The organism is Dyella sp. EPa41 (assembly GCF_016586165.1).
GTDB lineage: Bacteria > Pseudomonadota > Gammaproteobacteria > Xanthomonadales > Rhodanobacteraceae > Dyella.
This window is the reverse complement of the sequence record NZ_BCPR01000090.1, coordinates 1-16,760: the sequence shown is the minus strand read 5'-3', so window position 1 is coordinate 16,760 and position 16,760 is coordinate 1. Positions and strand designations below refer to the sequence as shown.

The following is a 16,760-nucleotide window of genomic DNA, read 5'->3' as shown; positions in this document are numbered from 1 at the left end:
TGCCGGTGAGACCGGCAATCAAGACCGAGGCGAAAGGCTGTCGCGCACTGGGTGCGCTCCTACAAAAAGGGCGAGGGGATTTCAGTGGTGAGGAGGAGCGAAAGAACCCCCCGTCCTCATGCCGGCCCTCACCATTGCGTCCGATTCGGCAGCAACCCCTTCAGCTCCGCCTCGGTCAGGTTCCGCCACTGACCTGGCTTCAGATGGCCGAGCTTCACATTGATGACGCGCACGCGCCGAAGCTGCGTGACGCGATAGCCGAACGCCGCCGCCATCAAGCGGATCTGCCGGTTCAAGCCTTGCGTGAGGATGATCGCGAAGCCGAACTTGGCGATCTTGCGCACCTTGCATGGCTTGGTCATCTGCCCGTGGATGCGCACGCCCCGCGCCATGCCGGCGAGGAATTCGTCGGTGACGGCCTTGTTCACCGCCACGAGGTATTCCTTCTCGTGGTTGTTCTCCGAGCGCAGGATCTCGTTGACGATGTCGCCGTTGCTGGTGAGCAGGATCAGGCCTTCGGAATCCTTGTCCAGGCGGCCGATGGGGAAGATGCGTTCCTGATGGTCGACGAAGTCGACGATGTTGTCCTTCACCGTCTGGTCGGTGGTGCAGGTCACGCCCACCGGCTTGTTCAGCGCGATGTACACGCCGCGCTTGGCCGAGGGCGTGGCGGCAAGGATGCGTGCCTTGACGATTTCGCCGTCCACGCGCACCTCGTCGCCCTCCAGCGCCTTGGCACCGGTGGTGACGACCTCGCCGTTGATGGTGACGCGGCCGGCCAGCAGCAGTTCGTCCGCTTCGCGGCGGGAGCAGATGCCGGCTTCGCTGATGTATTTGTTGACGCGCATGTTGCAATGGTTTCTTTTGTGGGAGCGCACCCTGTGCGCGACAATCCGACGGAGCGGTGCCCTGCGATGCCGCGGTCGCGCGCTGGGTGCGCTCCCAAGGGCATGGCCGCTTACGAACGCAGCCCCACGCCGCGTTTCAGCAGATGCAGCGCCACGGCGCTCAGGCCAATGACGAACACCAGCATCACCGCGAATGCCACGCCGATCTGCACGTCGCTCACGCCCAGCACGCCGAAGCGGAACGCGTTGACCATGTACAGGATCGGGTTGACCATCGAGATGCTGCGCCACGGTTCGCCCAGCAGGTCCACCGAATAGAACACGCCGCCGAGGTAGGTGAGCGGGGTGAGCACGAAGGTGGGCACCAGGGCGATGTCGTCGAACTTCTTGGCGAATACCGCATTGACGAAGCCCGCCAGCGAGAACACCGTCGCGCCCAGCAGCACCGACAGGAAGGTGATGACCGGGTGCGCCACATGCAGGTCGGTGAAGAACAGCGCGATGATCAGCACGAGTCCGCCGACCACCAGACCGCGCGTGACCGCGCCGGTGACATAGCCGAGCAGGATCACCCAGTTGGGCATCGGCGACACCAGCATTTCTTCCACCGCGCGGCTGAATTTGGCGCCGAAGAACGAGCTGGAGATGTTGCCGTAGCTGTTGGTGATGATGCTCATCATCACCAGGCCCGGCACGATGTACTGCATGTAGGTGAAGCCGTGCATCTGGCCGATGCGGCTGCCGATCAGCTTGCCGAAGATCACGAAGTAAAGCGTCATCGTGATCGCGGGGGGAATCAGCGTCTGCGTCCAGATGCGCATGATGCGCACGATTTCGCGCCGGACGATGGTGTTGAGCGCGACGAGGTTGGCGGCGCCGTTCATGCGACTTTCTCCACGTTGTCCTTCGTGGTTCGGCCGTTCTCGACCAGTCGCACGAACAGTTCTTCCAGACGGTTGGTCTTGTTGCGCATCGAGGTCACCGTCATGCCCTGGGCGGACAAGGTGGCGAACAACGAATTGAGGTCGTGCGAGCGGGACATCTCCGCTTCCAGCGTGTGCTCGTCGAGGCGGCGCAGCGTGATGCCGGGAATGACGGGCAGCTCGATGGGCACGTGGTTGACGTCGAGCACGAAGGTTTCCACGTCCAGCGATGCCAGCAGGCGCTTCATCGAGGTGTTCTCCACGATGGTGCCGTGGTCGATGATGGCGATGTTGCGGCACAGCTGCTCGGCTTCCTCGAGGTAATGCGTGGTGAGGATCACCGTGGTGCCGGCGGCATTGATGCCGCTGACGAACTGCCACATCGAACGACGGATCTCGATGTCCACGCCCGCGGTCGGCTCGTCGAGGATGAGCAGCTTGGGCTCGTTCATCATCGCCCGGGCGATCATGAGGCGGCGCTTCATGCCGCCGGAGAGCATGCGCGCCTGGTGCTGTGCCTTGTCCCACAGGCGCAGTTCCTTGAGGTACTTCTCCGCGCGTTCGGCGGCGATCTTCCGCGGAATGCCGTAGAAGCCCGCCTCGTTCACGCAGATGTCGAACGGCTTCTCGAACTGGTTGAAGTTGATTTCCTGCGGCACCAGGCCGATCAGCTGCATGGCCTTGCCACGCTGCTTGTTCACCGACACGCCGAACACCTCGGCGTCGCCACCGGAGGCGTTCACCAGCGAGGAGAGGATGCCGATCAGGGTGGATTTGCCGGCGCCGTTGGGGCCGAGCAGGGCGAAGAAATCGCCGGGCTGGACCGTGAGACTGATGCCTTTGAGGGCTTCGACGCCGTTGCTGTAGGTCTTGCGCAGGTTGTTGACGACCAGCGCGGGTGTGGCAGGAGAGGACATGAGCTGCACCGAAGGGGCTAGCCTTTTATTATACGAGGCTTGCCCGGGCCGTCCGGCACGGCGTCGGACCACACTTTTCTCCGGGTAGACCCCATGGCAGACCATTTCCAGCTCCGTCTCGTCGACAGCACCATGCTGGCGCCCACCGTGCGCCACATGGCTTTCGAGCGCGCGGACGGGCAGCCGCTGGCCTTTGTGCCCGGGCAATTCCTGCAGATCCATTTCCACTACGACGACGGCGTGGCCACCAAGCGCAGCTACTCGGTGGGCACCGTGGGTGACGGCTCATCGCCCGTGCAGCGCATCGAGATCGCGGTGAGCTACGTGGATGGCGGCGCCGCCACCAAGCTGCTGGGCGAGCTGCCGATCGGTGGCGTGATCGACGCCAGCGGCCCGTACGGCCGCTTCTGCCTGCAGGCCGGCGACACCAACGGCCGCTATCTGCTGCTGGCCACGGGCACGGGCGTCACCCCGTACCGCGCGATGCTTCCGCAGATCGCCGAGCTGGTGAAACAGGGGCGCGAAGTGGTGCTGCTGTACGGCGCCCGCAACGAGGTCGAGCTGCTGTACGGCGAGGAGTTCGAAGCCTTCGCCCAGGCCAACCCGGGCTTTACCTTCCATGGTTGCCTGAGCCGCCAGCCGCGCGCCGTGCCGCGCCCCAGCGACCGCCCGGGCCACGTGCAGAACGTCCTGGCCGAGCTGGCGCCGTCCGCCGGTCGTGACATCGCCTATCTCTGCGGCAACCCCAACATGGTCGATGCCGCCTTCGCCGCCTTCAAGGACTTCGGCCTGCCGGTGGCGCAGATTCGACGCGAGAAGTACGTTTCCTCACGTTGAACCGCAGAAGCGTTTCCTAAACCCTTGCCGAACAAAGTACTCAAGTTCGGCTGAGGGCGGCCGCTAACGGGTCAGCCCCGGCGACGCCCCTCGCCATCTCCCCGCCTTGGATCGACGGGTCGTTTTCTCGACACCCGCCAAAAGCGTGACGTAGTTCACGCTGCGAACACCTGTCCGGGATTCCGATATCAAGCCCCGGAAACCCACGCCGATAGATCCCATCAGTACCCCCTCTTTCCGAAGGCGGTACGGGAAGGGGCATTTATGAAGGGCTGGATTCGCAGTACCTGGATCGGATGCGTGGTCGCCTTGGCGATAGGCGTGCCAGTGGCCCATGCACAGGGTGGCACGATCACCTTTGTCGGCGCGATTGCGGCGCCCACGTGTGGTGCGGCTGCGGTATCGGAAGCGTCGCCCAACGCGTTGCGAGGCGGGTGCGGTGCGCCGTTGGCCAGCGTTGCATCGCGCTCTTCTGTTTATCGGCAGTCCACGGTGTCACTTGAGGATGCCATGCAAGCGCGCGATCGCCTGCTGATGTATTTCGCGACTTATGCCGACGCGGGCGATGCCCAACTGGTGACGCGTACCTACGAGTGACAGTGCGGCAACTCCGCTGACGTCACTTGTAGGTCATGGTGAACGTTGCCGTCGCGCATACCGGCCCGGGTGTTACCGGGGAACCGGTCTGGTAATACTGCGCGTAGTAAGGAATGGTCAGCGTGCCGTTGGGGGAGTTGCCCAGCGATTGGCCGGTGCTGGTAAGTGGCATCGGAGACATCGACGATTGCAGCACCTGCACGCCGACATTGCCGGCAGGCGTGGTTCCGCTGCACGATGCGCTGGAGGAAATCACACCGAGGTTCGCACTCCATGTCGTGGCGGAAGCCATCGTCATGGTGAGCTTGGCGCCCGACGAGCATTGATAGCTGATGTTGAAGGGAGTGAGCCCCGCCACCCGGCCGATGCCGCCCAGGGCGCTCGCCGAAATCGTCGGGAGCGTCACCGTAAGGGTATTGTCGTCGCCGCCATTGAGCGCGCAGCTCGCATTCGAAAGTACGGCCGAGTTGGTCGAGAGTGTCGAGATCGCCGATGAACTCGCGGTGATGCCGTAGATGTAATAGTAAAACTGCATCAACGTGGAGATGGCATTCACCGTGCCCGCGCTGATGTTGCCCGTCTTGATCAACTGGCCAGTGATCGTGAACGAGGTGCTGTTCGCGGGATACGTGATGGCCGCAGGCTCCCAGCCCGGCGTCTGGCCGGGGCCGCAGCGCAGGCACGAATTGTCGGATGCCTGGATCGGGCTGGCGGTCACCTTCAGCGAAACGCCGGCCCTGCTCGTCTTGAACATGATGCCGCCGCCGGCGGGCGGGTCGTTTGCCGCGTCGCGCGCGGCAAGGTTGCCGGCCTGGACGGTCACCGTCTGCCCGAAGGTGCTGTTGTCATAGGGTAGGCCGGTGCAGGTTACGGTGATCGTCGCCTGCACCGGAGGGCCCAAGGGTGCGCCCACCGCAGTGTTTGCGGAAATTGTTGCGTCAGGCAGATCAAGCACGGCATTCGACGACGTGCATTTCACCGCAGCCAAGGCGCCGGGAGCCCACGTGGCGCACAACACCACCAGCGCAAGCAACGCCAGTCGACGCATGAAGCAGGTGATTCCGAAACGGTGCTTCACGGGTGATTCCTCGCGATCTGCGCCATCGTGCCAGGCACTGCACACACGGCATCGATGGTTTCGTACTTCATGATCTTGCCCTTGCCCTTGGCCTTCGCGTCCAGTTGGTAGGTGAAGGAACAAGCCTGGCTCACGCCACCATCATCCTGCCAACGTGCCGTCAGTTCACCGGCGTCCGCGATGCCGCGAACCAGCGCCTGCCCACCCTGGCCAACCAGGCCGAGCGCCGTGCCCTTTTCGTCGAGCAGTTCCGCGCCGAACGGCAGCGCATCGCCATTGGGCTGATGAATGTGAAGCACCACCGTGCGACCGCTCTGTGTCTTGAACTTCAGCAGCACCACCGAGCCCGCATGCGGTGCCACCTGTGTGCTGGTCGCGTCCATCTGCACGTCGAGCGGCAGCCCCTTCGGGTCGATCGCGACCGAGTTGAGCTGGTACGGGGTGAGGTAGGGAACGATGGCGTAACCGGACGAATCGATATGCGCGCCGACTGCGTTGATCACGCGCGCACCGCCGGCACCAGGCGCATAAACCAGGCCGACGGTATCGCCCAGCGGCTGGCCGAACGTCACGCCGCCCGCATGGACCACGATGCCGCCGCTCATGCCGGCCGATTGCTGCGAATAACCGTTGCCGCCGCCCGCGCTGGCGTTGAATACCGCGAACGGGCTGCGATAGCTGCCGCTTACGCTGCCCGCGGCGCCACCGGTTTCGGCGTGCGACGCCGTGGCGCTGTAGTTGAACTCGTTGTTGCTGCCGGCCGAAGCGTTGAGCATGGCCTGCTCCTGGTTACCGCCGGTCGCCGTATGGTTAAACATCAGGTTCAACGACGGTGAATGCCGGCCCGAACCCAGCGGGATATCGAGCGTCAGGTTGTATTCGTTGTCGTAGCGGCCGAACGGATCGCGCGTGCGCGTGGCCGACACGCTGAAACCCACGGCCTTGATCGTGTTGCTGTAGCCGACCTGGAACTGCGTATCCGAGCCACTGCGGTTCCAGTAGTCGCTGATGGAACCGTTGGCGTAGAGCTGCCCGCCGCGCTCGCCCAGCTGCTGGTTCAGCGTGAGACTGAAGCGGTTGCGCTGGCGATCGAGTCCGGTGACGTGCAACAGGGGGTTGTAGGTGGTGCCGGCCAAGGCCGCCTGCTGTGCAGGAGTAAGCAGTGTCTGCAGAGCGACGCCATTGACCAGCGTCGCATTGGAAGGGGTGTAGTCCTTGAAGGCATCCAATCCACGCAACGCGTAGTCGCGCACGATGGCCGCGTCGCTCAGGCTCAGGAAGCCGCTGGTCGAATAGCGATATGCCGCCACCGACAGCGACGTGCCCGATTGCGGCAGGATCTTGCTGTAGCTCAGCCGCACGCTCTGGCCCGACTGCGAATCGTAGCCGGGTATCTGGGTGCGCGCATGCGTGACGTCGGCGGCGAAGGCGCCGAAAGTCGTATTGATCGCGGCGCCGACGAGCACGGAGGCGTAATCCTGCGCACCCTGGATGCCGCCGTAGCCGGTGACCAGATTGTTGAAGCCGTACTGCAGCGTGCCTTGCAGCACGTTCGGGTTGTGCTCGAGCGCGAGGTTGCGCATCTGACCCGCTGCCACGTCGAAGCGCAGCGTGCCCGGGCGCAACAGCTGCGGCACCGAGGCATAGGGCACGCTGAAGCTGCGCACGCGGCCGTCGGCTTCGGTCACCGTGACGTCGAGGTTGCCGCCGTAACCGGTCGGGTAGAGATCGTTGATGGTGAACGGGCCGGGCGACACCGTGGTCTGGTAGATCTGCAGGCCGTTCTGGCGGATGGTCACCAACGCATTGGTGTCCGCCGTACCGCGGATCACCGGGGCATAGCCGCGCACCGAATCCGGCAGCATGCGGTCGTCCGTGCCCAGCCGCACGCCGCGCAAGCCGAAGCTGTCGTACACGGAACCGTCGGTGAAGCTGTCGCCGATCGTCAACTGTGCCCGCAGCGACGGCACGTCGCGCTGCACATAGGTATCGATGTTCTGCCAGCGGCGGCGCGCCGGGGTCTTGGACGTGCCCGACTGCCAGCTCAGCGTCGAGTCGTGGCGGAAGTGCCAGGCGCCGACATTCACGCCCGCGTTGAGGCCCAGGTACGAGGAGGTCTGGCTCTGGCCCTGGGCGCTGCTGCGGTAGCTGTTGAAGTTGTAGTTGAGCATGCCGGCCGCCACGCCTTCGTCCCAGTACTCTGGGCTTACGTAACCACGCGGCGCGCGACCGAGATAGGCCTGCGGCACGCTGACGTCCAGGCGCAGCTCGGTCATGTCGAAGTTGGCGGTGGCGCCGGGAATCAGCTCGCCGATGGTCACGCAGGCTGCCGCGTTCTTCAGCTTCTCCGACGCCTCGGCCGACTGGGCGGGCGCGCGCAGGCCCATCTGGCGAAACAGCTCCGGCGTAATGCACGGCACGGCATTGGCATCCGCTGACGGCGCCACGAAACGCAGGTCGGTGCGGGCCGCCCAGGTACCGTTGAGAAACACGTCGGCGTTGTAATTGCCCGGCATCACCGGATTGCCGTGCTCGAAACGCGACAGGTCGTTGCTGGTGTTCTGTCCTGCGCCGGAAAGCAGGTTGCGGTCAAAGTCGGCGTAGCTGCTGCCGGCCGATGCGTCGGCGCCCGTGGAAGGCGATGCGCCGCTGGCCGCCGACGCGACGGGGGCCCAGTGCGCGAGCGCCGCGGCGATCATCATGCACAGAACTGCGCGCCGGTTCGTCATCGGCTGCGCGAATCCATTCGCGGCGGCGCGCTCCACCGTCACGGCGTGAGCGTGCTCTTGAACGGCGACGGTGCGCCGTAGTCATTGATGCAATCGAACTGCACGGCGCTGCCCGGAGCCGGCGCGTGCGTCAGGCCCGGCACGGCGAGGCGAAGGTCGGACATCGGCGCAACCATGTCGCCGTCGACCTTGAGCGATTGCCCGTGGCTGTCCAGCGTGAGCTGGCTGACGGTGACGTAGTACGGGGTTGGGTTATGCACGACGAGCGCATAGCCCTTGTCCGCGGCCATTGCCTTGAAGCTGAGCTCGGCACCGGCCTTGTTCGCGTCGCCAGCGAGGCCGGCGGGCCGATAGAACAACTTGAGGCGCGAGCGGATGGCCAACTGCAGGTAGTTCTTGCCGGCGAATTCCTGGCCGTTGGGCTTGGGCGGAATTTCCAGCACGTTGAGCCAGAACAACGACTCGCGATCCGTCGGCAGCGGCTGCTTGCCGGCAGAAAAAATGATGCGCAGGCTCTGATCCTTGTGCGCCTCCATGCGGAACAGCGGCGGCGTGATCAGGAACGGCGTGTTGACCTTGTCGGGCGTGGAATGTTCATCGCCGGCGTCGATCCACGCTTCGATCAGCGCGGGCGACGTGTTCTCGTTCGTCAGACGCAGCGTGACCTCACCCTCGCTGGCCGGAAAGACCACGCGGGTGCCTGCAATGATCACGTTGGCATGGGCGCAGGTCAGGGCAAGGCAATAAGCCAGCAGCCCCGTACCTACGGCGCGGAAGAAGCGGTTCATCGTTGGGGTCCGAGCAGAGGGGTGGAAATCCCGTGGCCGGTCGTGCCGGCCACGGGATTGCAGTACGACTTACTGGTACTGGATGGTGTAGTTCACCGTGCTGGTCACGGTGCCGGCGCCGACGGCGGCGGCAGTGGTGTTGTAGTACTGCACGTAGTAGTTCAGCGTGGCGGCGTTCGAGGCGATCGTGGCCGTGGTGGTGTTGGCCTGGGTGTTGAGGTTGATCGCCGTCTGCGAGCCGTTAAGCACCTGCAGGTCCACGCCCGTGGCGGCGCCGGTGGTCGCGGTGTTGCTCAGGCGGCCGTTGGCGTTGATGGTCGAGCCCGGCTCGAAGTAAGCCTTCACCACACCGGTGGCCGAGCAGGCGCTCAGCGCGATGTTGAACGGGGTGGTACCGGCGACGGTGCCGGCGGTCGTGCCGAGCGCGCTGGCGCCCACAGTCGGCAGGGTGACGGCGAACGAAGCGCCCGTGCCAGCGTTAATGGTGCACGTGTTGCTGTTGACCTTGCCGTTGAACGTGATGGTGCCGTCGACGGCGGCAGCCGAGAAGGCGGCGGTGCCGAGGATCGCGGCCAGGGTGGCGGAAACCAGAATCTTCTTCATACGATGTCCTTTGACTGAATATAAGTAGTTGAAACTAAAACGAGTCAGGCGCTTCCGGACAACTTGGGACATCGCCCCCCGATTGCGCTTTGCGGCCGCAGGTTCCTGCCTCTGCGAGTGATGACTGGAGCCGCTAACCCGCCCAAAGCAACCCTCGTGCCAATGTGAGCTTCATCACAGAAATGGCTGACTGGCCGAAAGTGAGACCTAATTGTTAAGAAGAGGTGACATTTAAGTGAGCCGTAATGGGTCACTTCCCGCGCTCGAAACGGGGCCGAATGTGCAAATTGGGTCACATTTTCAGAAAAGCCTGATGGAAAACGTCCTCAAGTTCTTCCGGTAGCCTGCCGATACACGGCGCCGCGTGTAAAGCTTGCTTGACATCGTCGGCCTGGCATCCGTAGCCTTGCTGTCAAGTCAACTTGACAGCCATGGCGACCGGCCTACGCCGGTTGGGGGGGAGAGGACATGGGAAATACGCAGGCCAGGCGGCTGGCACCGATGCATGCCTGGCCGGCATGGGGACGCTGGCTGGTCGTGGCGGTGACCGGCGCGTTGCTGATCGGCGGCTTCGGGCTGATCGTGCTTGGCGGCGTGTTCCGCCTGCTTGGGCTGGTGGCGCTCGCCACCGGCATCCCGCTGTCGATCCATGTCGGGCGCGCCATACGCCAGGAACGCAGCCGCGCGGTGGAGCGCCGCTACGCCCGCGAGTTCATGCCGGCCATGCTCATCTACATGGTGGCCATGCTCTATGTGTGGCCCCTGCAAAAGGCGATGGAGCCGGGTTTGCTGAAGGCGGCCGCAGCACTGCTGCCGGTGTTGCCGATCGCCTGGCTGATCGTCGCTTCGATCCGCTACGTGCTGGGTCACGACGAACTGGAACGGCGACAGCACCTGGAAGCACTCGCCATTGGCGTGGCCGTCGTCAGCGTGGCCAGCATGGTGCTCGGCTTCCTGGCGGCGGCGAAGCTCATCGTCGTCGATGCCGCGCTGGCGCTGCTGCTGGTCTATCCGGCGCTGAGCATGGCGTACGGCGTGACGCATTGCGTGCTGGTCTGGCGTAGCCGCGCGGAATGAACAACCGGGTGCGCGAGCTTCGCAGTGACCGCGGCTGGTCGCAGGCCGACCTGGCCGAGCGGCTGGACGTGTCGCGGCAGACCGTGAACGCGATCGAGACCGGCAAGTACGATCCGAGCCTGCCGCTGGCGTTCAAGATCGCGCGGCTGTTCGGCCTTTCCATCGAATCGATCTTCGAGCCCTCGCCGTGACACGCGGTGGGCACATGCAACCCGAATGGACCGAGGGGTAAGCAGATATGGCAATCCAAGGGCGAACCGCCCTGCGCATAGGCATCGTGGCCGTGGGGCTCGCCGCGCTGGGATGGAACCACTTCCATGCGCGCATGGCGAAGGCACCGGACACCGATGACGCGACCGCCGCGCCGACGGCGCCGGCCCAGCCCAGCCAGCCGCAGGCCTGGCGGCTGGGTTCGCTCACGCTGAGGCCGTGCGAGCTCGGCCAGCCCAACAGCGGGCTCTCCACCGCCGCATGGTGCGCACCGTTCGAGGTGCCGGAGAATCGCGACGATCCGCACAGCCGCAGGATCACGCTCAAGCTCGCGGTGATCCGCAGCAGCGCGCAGGTGGTTGCCGCTGACATGCTGGTGATGCTCGCCGGCGGCCCCGGGCAGGCGGCCACCGAATCGTGGCCCGGCGTGTCCACCGCGCTGCAGCCGCTCACCGCGCACCGTCATGTGCTGCTGCTCGACCAGCGCGGCACCGGCGGGTCCAACCCGCTCACGTGCAAGGAAGAGGGCGCGGGCCCGGAAGGCGGCGCCGATGATCTCGATGTGCATCCCGAGAAGGAGCGCGAAGAAGTCCAGCGCTGCCTCAAGGTGCTCGCCGGCAAGGCCGACCCGCGCTACTACACCACCACCGTTGCCGCGGAGGATCTGGAAGAGGTGCGCCGGGCGCTGGGCTCGCCGGCCTTCGACCTGGTCGGCGTGTCCTACGGCACGCGCATGGCGCAGCAGTACGCCATGCGCTACCCGCAGGCGGTGCGCAGCCTGGTGCTCGACGGCGTGGTGCCGAACGAGCTGGTGCTGGGCGAAGACTTCGCGCAGAACCTCGATGCCGCGTTGAAGGCCCAGTTCGCGCGCTGTGAAACCGACGAGGCCTGCCGCAAGCGCTTCAACGACCCGTACCAGACGCTCTACCAGCTGCGCGATGCACTGCGCGCCAATCCGCACACCGTGAGCTTCCGCGATCCGCAGAACTACCAGACCGTGCAGCGCGTGCTCAGCGAGGCCTCGCTGGCCAGCGTGGTGCGCATGTTCGCCTATACGCCGCTCACGGCGGCGCTGCTGCCGTTGTCCATCGACGCGGCGGCGCACGGTGACGTGGGTCCGCTGCTGGGCCAGGCCAAGCTGCTCTCGGGCGACCTCTCCGACACCATGAACGGCGGCATGCAGCTTTCCGTGATCTGCAGCGAAGACGCCGATCTGCTCACGCCGCGCCCGCAGGACGCGCACACCATCCTCGGCACCCGCATGATCGACACGCTGCAGAACGTCTGCTCGGTGTGGCCCAAGGGCACGCGCCCGGACGATTTCCACCAGCCGCTGAAGACCGACAAGCCGGTGCTGCTGCTCTCCGGTGAATTCGATCCGGTGACGCCGCCGCGCTACGGCGACGAGGTGGCGAAGAACCTCCCGCAGTCGCGCCATCTCGTGCTCACCGGCCAGGGCCACAACGTGATGAACGCGGGTTGCGCGCCGCAGGTCATCAAGCACTTCATCGAAGACCAGAAGCCCGGGGCGCTGGAGGTGAAATGCCTGGATCGCCTGCGCGCCACGCCGATGTTCATCGACTTCAACGGAGCCACGCCATGATCGAAGTGAAGGATTTGCACAAGGCGTTCGGCACCGTGAAGGCGGTGGACGGCGTGAGCTTCAAGGCGCGCGACGGCGAGATCACCGGCCTGCTTGGCCCCAACGGCGCCGGCAAGACCACCACGCTGCGCATGCTGTACACCTTGATGAAACCGGATCGCGGCCAGGTGCTGGTGGATGGCATCGACGCCGCGCGCGATGCGCTGGCCGTCCGTCGCCAGCTCGGCGTGCTGCCCGATGCGCGCGGCCTCTACAAGCGCCTCACCGCGCGCGAGAACATCGACTACTTCGCGCGCCTGCATGGCCTGCCGGAGGATCTTCTGGCCACGCGGCGCGAGGCACTGGTGCACGCGCTGGACATGGAAGACATCGGCGATCGCCGCACGGAGGGCTTTTCGCAAGGTCAGCGCGTGAAGACGGCGATCGCTCGCGCACTGATCCACGACCCGCGCAACGTGATCCTCGATGAGCCCACCAACGGCCTCGACGTGATGGCCACACGCGCGTTGCGCCAGTTCATGCAGCGGCTGAAGGCGGAGGGACGTTGCGTGCTGTTCTCCAGCCACATCATGCAGGAGGTGGCCGCCCTGTGCGATCGCATCGTGGTGATCGCCAACGGGCGCGTGGTGGCGGATGAATCGCCCGAGGCGCTGCGCGCGCAGACCGGGGAGGCGAACCTGGAAGACGCCTTCGTGAAGATCATCGGCAGCGAAGAGGGACTGGCCGCATGAACATGGACACCCGAGTGTCACTCGGCCGCACCCGCGCCTTCCTCACCGTTTTCCTCAAGGAAGTGAAGGAGAACCTGCGCGACCGCCGCACGCTGACCAGTGCGTTTCTCACCGGCCCGTTGCTCGGTCCGCTGATCCTGGTGATGCTGCTCAACATCACGCTCAACCGTGAGTTCGACAAGGCGGAAAAGCCATTGCCGGTGCCCGTGATCGGCGCGGCCTATGCACCCAACCTGATCGCCGCGCTGAAGGTCGACGGCATCGTGCCGAAGCCGCCCATCGCCGATCCGGAAGTGGCCGTGCGCAGGCAGGATGCCGATGTGGTGCTGCGCATTTCGCCCGACTACGGCAACGCGTGGCGCAAGGGCGAGCCGGTCCAGGTGGAGTTGATCTACGACTCCTCGCAGCGCGACGCGAACACGGCGGTCGCCCGCGTCAGCCAGCTGGTGGAGACCTACGCGCGCCAGCAAGGCGCGATGCGCCTGGTCGCCCGTGGCCTGTCGCCGGGCACGGCCTGGCCGGTGATCGCGGCCAAGCGCGACCAGGCCACCGCGCAGGCGCGCGCGGCGCTGATGTTCTCCATCCTGCCGTACTTCTTCGTGCTCACCGTTTTCATGGGCGGCATGTACCTGGCCATCGACCTCACCGCGGGCGAGCGCGAGCGCCAGTCGTTGGAGCCGCTGTTCGCCAACCCGGTCCCGCGCTGGAAGATCCTCGCCGGCAAGCTGGCGGCCATCTGCGTGTTCTCGGCGGCAAGCCTGCTCATCTCGCTGGCCGCGTTCGCCGTGGTGGGGCGCTTCCTGCCCACGGAGAAGCTAGGCATGGAGCTGGACCTGGGCCTGAACTTCGCCAGTCGCGTGCTGCTGATGATGCTGCCGCTGATCGTGCTGCTGGCCGCGCTGCAATCGCTGGTGGCGGCCTTCGCCAAGAGCTACCGCGAGGCGCAGACGTACGTGTCGCTGCTGATGTTCGTGCCGGTGATCCCGAGCATCCTGCTATCCACCATGCCGATCAAGGCGCAGGCGTGGATGTATGCGGTGCCGCTGCTTGGCCAGCACCTGGGCATCATGCAGCTGCTGCGCGGCGACGGCGTCGATCCGCAACAACTGGGCCTGTGCCTGGTCGGCAGCCTGGTGGCCGCGGCGCTCGGCGTGCTGGTGACGGCAAGGTTGTACCAGTCGGAACGGCTGGCGATTTCAGGCTGACGTCCTCGGTTCCTTCTTCCCTCCGGGGAGAAGGCTGGGATGAGGGGTGGGTGCTCGCGGTAGTGCATCCGCAAGGTCGGCATAGATCCGGGTTCTCGCAAGATCGCCCCCCTCACCACCTTGAAGGTGGCAATGCCCCAACCCTCTCCTCGCTCCTCAACGCCGCGGCCATCCATGGCCGCTTCCCGCCTGCCCCGGAGGGGAGGAAGCCGGGTCGCGGTACCATGACGTTTTCTTCCTTCCGGGACTTCGCCATGCGTCGCCACCTGCTCGCCCTGAGCCTCGTCGCCACCCTCGCCGGGTGCAGCTCGCACGACAACGACACTACGGCGCAGTCGCCCGCACCGGCCCCGGCAGCCACCGTCCCGGCGGTGCCGCCACCGTCCACCGATGCCGACAATGCCGCGCAGCGCATGGCCAACTACGCCACGGTGAAGCTCACCGCCGACCTGTCCGGCTTCGACGACAGGCAGAAGCAGATGATCGCGCTGCTGGTGGAGGCGGCTGATGTCACCAACGACCTCTACTGGAAGCAGTCGTGGGGCGACAAGGCGGCGCTGATGGCGCGCATTCCCGACGACGTCACGCGCCGCTTCGCCGAGATCAACTACGGTCCCTGGGACCGTCTCGACAACGACCAGCCGTTCGTCGCCGGCGTCGGCGCGCGTCCGCCCGGCGTGCAGTTCTATCCGGCCGACATGAGCAAGGACGAGTTCGACAAGGCCGACCTCAAGGACAAGACCGGCCTGTACACGCTGCTGCGCCGCGACGCGCAGGGCAAGCTGGTCACCGTGCCCTACCACGAGGCGTACAGGGCCGACCTCGATCGTGCCGCCGGCCTGTTGCGCCAGGCCGCCGAGCTCTCCGATAAGGATTTTGCCGGCTACCTGAAGAAGCGCGCCGACGCGCTGCAGAGCGACGACTATCGTCCCAGTGACTTCGCCTGGATGTCGATGAAGAGCAATCCGGTCGACATCGTGATCGGCCCGATCGAAACCTACGAAGACCAGCTCTACGGTTACAAGGCCAGCTACGAAAGCTACGTGCTTGTGAAGGACCAGGCCTGGAGCGCCAGGCTCGCACGCTTCGCCAAGTACCTCCCCGAGCTGCAGCGCGAGCTGCCGGTGGACGGCAAGTACAAGGCCGAGAAGCCGGGCTCCGACGCCGACCTCAATGCCTACTTCGCCGTGTATTACGCGGGCGACGCCAACGTCGGCGCCAAGACCATCGCCATCAACCTGCCCAACGACGAGGAAGTGCAGCTGAAGAAGGGCACGCGTCGCCTGCAGCTGGAAAACGTCATGCAGGCGAAGTTCGACAAGATCATGCTGCCCATCGCCAAGGCGCTGATCGCGGACGACCAGCAGTCGCACCTCACCTTCGACGCGTTCTTCGAGAACACCATGTTCCACGAGGTGGCGCATGGCCTGGGCATCAAGCAGACCCTCACCGACAAGGGCCTCGTGCGCACCGCGCTGAAGGACCAGGCTTCCAGCTTCGAGGAAGGCAAGGCCGACATCCTCGGCCTCTACATGGTCACCAAGCTTGCCGACAAGGGCGAACTGGACAAGACCAGGCTGATGGACAACTACGTCACCTTCCTTGCCGGCATCCTGCGCTCGGTGCGCTTCGGCGCCAGCGACGCGCACGCCAAGGCCAACATGGTGCGCTTCAACTTCTTCCAGCAGCAGGGCGCCTTCACCCGCGACGCCGCCACGGGTCGCTATCGCGTCGACTTCGACAAGATGACCGCCGCGATGAACGCACTGTCGGCCAAGCTGCTCACCATCCAGGGCGACGGCGACTACGAGGCCGCCAGGAAGCTCACCGACACCATGGGCCACGTGGATGCCACGCTGGCCGGCGACCTCAAGCGCCTGGACCAGGCGAAGATCCCGGTGGATGTGACGTTCGAGCAGGGACTGGAAGTGCTGGGCCTCTCCAAGCCCTAAAACGCCGGGTCTTCGTTGTGGGAGCGCACCCTGTGCGCGACCGCGGCGCATCCGATGGCACGCGGTTCGCATCATCGCCGGCTTCCTACAGAACTTTTCGTGTTGTTCCGATAGGCCTATGCGTCGAACGGTGCGACGTTCGGGCCATGAATCCTCGCCTCGGCTACCGTGCGCTGCGCCACGGCCGCGTGTCACTTCCCGGTCAGCTCTATCTACTCACGACCGTTGCTGCCTATCGGCGCCCGCTCTTCCTGAACGTGGACACGGCAAGAGCCTTGTCCCGATGCATGTGCGAAGGTTCCTGCTGGGGCGACGCCTCACTCCTGTGCTGGGTATTGATGCCTGATCATTGGCATGGCCTAGTGAAGCTAGGGGAGCGCGATAGCCTGGCGACCGTGATGAATCGCTTCAAATCCGTTACTGCGAAGCGGCTCCATTGCACGCAGGTTGGCCTTGTATGGGATCACGGTTACCACGACCGTGCCGTGCGTGCCGAGGAGGACGTGCGCGCCGTGGCTCGCTACATCGTTGCCAACCCGCTTCGTGCGGGGCTTGTCAGCCATGTTCTCGACTACCCCTACTGGAACTGTGTCTGGCTTTGAACGCCCTTGTGGGAGCGCACGCAGTGCGCGACAAGCCAACGGAGCGGTAGATTGATGGCG

General features: G+C 65.2%; 16 protein-coding genes. 9 read left to right on the top strand and 7 right to left on the bottom strand.

What is annotated here, in order from left to right:
- Positions 1-128: 128 nt before the first annotated feature.
- From JMF82_RS19610 to JMF82_RS19600, 3 genes are all read right to left on the bottom strand, one after another.
- Entirely contained in the window at positions 129-848 is a 720-nt protein-coding gene (locus JMF82_RS19610) for a pseudouridine synthase (protein ID WP_201316221.1), read from the bottom strand.
- Positions 849-958: 110 nt separating this feature from the next.
- Positions 959-1,732 (bottom strand): ABC transporter permease, encoded by a 774-nt coding sequence (locus JMF82_RS19605; protein WP_201316220.1) that lies wholly within the window; start codon positions 1,730-1,732, stop codon positions 959-961.
- Positions 1,729-2,688: an ABC transporter ATP-binding protein gene (locus JMF82_RS19600; protein WP_201316219.1), complete on the bottom strand. Its 960-nt coding sequence runs from the start codon at positions 2,686-2,688 to the stop codon at positions 1,729-1,731. Before JMF82_RS19600 ends, JMF82_RS19605 begins: the two co-directional genes overlap by 4 nt.
- Before the next feature lie 93 nt (positions 2,689-2,781).
- Between JMF82_RS19600 and JMF82_RS19595 the strand changes: the two genes are divergently transcribed.
- Both JMF82_RS19595 and JMF82_RS19590 read left to right on the top strand, forming a co-directional pair.
- Positions 2,782-3,525 carry an FAD-binding oxidoreductase gene (locus tag JMF82_RS19595; protein ID WP_201316218.1) on the top strand — a complete coding sequence of 248 codons (744 nt, stop codon included), beginning with the start codon at positions 2,782-2,784 and terminating at the stop codon, positions 3,523-3,525.
- Between the two features lie 264 nt (positions 3,526-3,789).
- Positions 3,790-4,122 carry a hypothetical protein gene (locus tag JMF82_RS19590; protein ID WP_201316217.1) on the top strand — a complete coding sequence of 111 codons (333 nt, stop codon included), beginning with the start codon at positions 3,790-3,792 and terminating at the stop codon, positions 4,120-4,122.
- 22 nt (positions 4,123-4,144) lie between these two features.
- Here the strand turns inward: JMF82_RS19590 and JMF82_RS19585 are convergent, their stop codons facing one another.
- The 4 genes from JMF82_RS19585 to JMF82_RS19570 all read right to left on the bottom strand — a co-directional run bounded on the left by JMF82_RS19585 (position 4,145) and on the right by JMF82_RS19570 (position 9,320).
- Positions 4,145-5,155, bottom strand: coding sequence for a fimbrial protein (locus tag JMF82_RS19585; protein WP_201316216.1), 1,011 nt, complete (start codon positions 5,153-5,155; stop codon positions 4,145-4,147).
- 41 nt (positions 5,156-5,196) lie between these two features.
- Entirely contained in the window at positions 5,197-7,902 is a 2,706-nt protein-coding gene (locus tag JMF82_RS19580; protein ID WP_236585592.1) for a fimbria/pilus outer membrane usher protein, read from the bottom strand.
- A 65-nt stretch (positions 7,903-7,967) separates the two neighbouring features.
- Positions 7,968-8,717 (bottom strand): molecular chaperone, encoded by a 750-nt coding sequence (locus tag JMF82_RS19575; RefSeq protein WP_201316214.1) that lies wholly within the window; start codon positions 8,715-8,717, stop codon positions 7,968-7,970.
- Positions 8,718-8,786: 69 nt separating this feature from the next.
- On the bottom strand, positions 8,787-9,320 hold the full coding sequence (locus JMF82_RS19570; RefSeq protein ID WP_201316213.1) for a fimbrial protein: 534 nt from the start codon (positions 9,318-9,320) through the stop codon (positions 8,787-8,789).
- 468 nt (positions 9,321-9,788) lie between these two features.
- Here JMF82_RS19570 and JMF82_RS19565 point away from each other — a divergent pair, with 468 nt between their 5' ends.
- The 7 genes from JMF82_RS19565 (at position 9,789) to JMF82_RS19535 (ending at position 16,700) form a co-directional block, all read left to right on the top strand.
- Positions 9,789-10,397: a hypothetical protein gene (locus JMF82_RS19565; RefSeq protein ID WP_201316212.1), complete on the top strand. Its 609-nt coding sequence runs from the start codon at positions 9,789-9,791 to the stop codon at positions 10,395-10,397.
- Positions 10,394-10,588 (top strand): helix-turn-helix transcriptional regulator, encoded by a 195-nt coding sequence (locus tag JMF82_RS19560; RefSeq protein WP_201316211.1) that lies wholly within the window; start codon positions 10,394-10,396, stop codon positions 10,586-10,588. Before JMF82_RS19565 ends, JMF82_RS19560 begins: the two co-directional genes overlap by 4 nt.
- A gap of 47 nt (positions 10,589-10,635) precedes the next feature.
- Positions 10,636-12,210, top strand: a complete 1,575-nt coding sequence (locus JMF82_RS19555) for an alpha/beta hydrolase (protein ID WP_201316210.1) — start codon at positions 10,636-10,638, stop codon at positions 12,208-12,210.
- Positions 12,207-12,941 carry an ATP-binding cassette domain-containing protein gene (locus tag JMF82_RS19550; RefSeq protein ID WP_201316209.1) on the top strand — a complete coding sequence of 245 codons (735 nt, stop codon included), beginning with the start codon at positions 12,207-12,209 and terminating at the stop codon, positions 12,939-12,941. The genes JMF82_RS19555 and JMF82_RS19550 overlap by 4 nt, the downstream gene beginning before the upstream one ends.
- Before the next feature lie 2 nt (positions 12,942-12,943).
- The gene (locus JMF82_RS19545; RefSeq protein WP_201316222.1) at positions 12,944-14,146 is read left to right on the top strand and encodes an ABC transporter permease; all 1,203 of its coding nucleotides are present in this window, start codon (positions 12,944-12,946) and stop codon (positions 14,144-14,146) included.
- A gap of 254 nt (positions 14,147-14,400) precedes the next feature.
- Entirely contained in the window at positions 14,401-16,098 is a 1,698-nt protein-coding gene (locus tag JMF82_RS19540; protein ID WP_201316204.1) for a Zn-dependent hydrolase, read from the top strand.
- A gap of 146 nt (positions 16,099-16,244) precedes the next feature.
- Positions 16,245-16,700 carry a transposase gene (locus JMF82_RS19535; protein ID WP_201316203.1) on the top strand — a complete coding sequence of 152 codons (456 nt, stop codon included), beginning with the start codon at positions 16,245-16,247 and terminating at the stop codon, positions 16,698-16,700.
- Positions 16,701-16,760 lie beyond the last annotated feature (60 nt).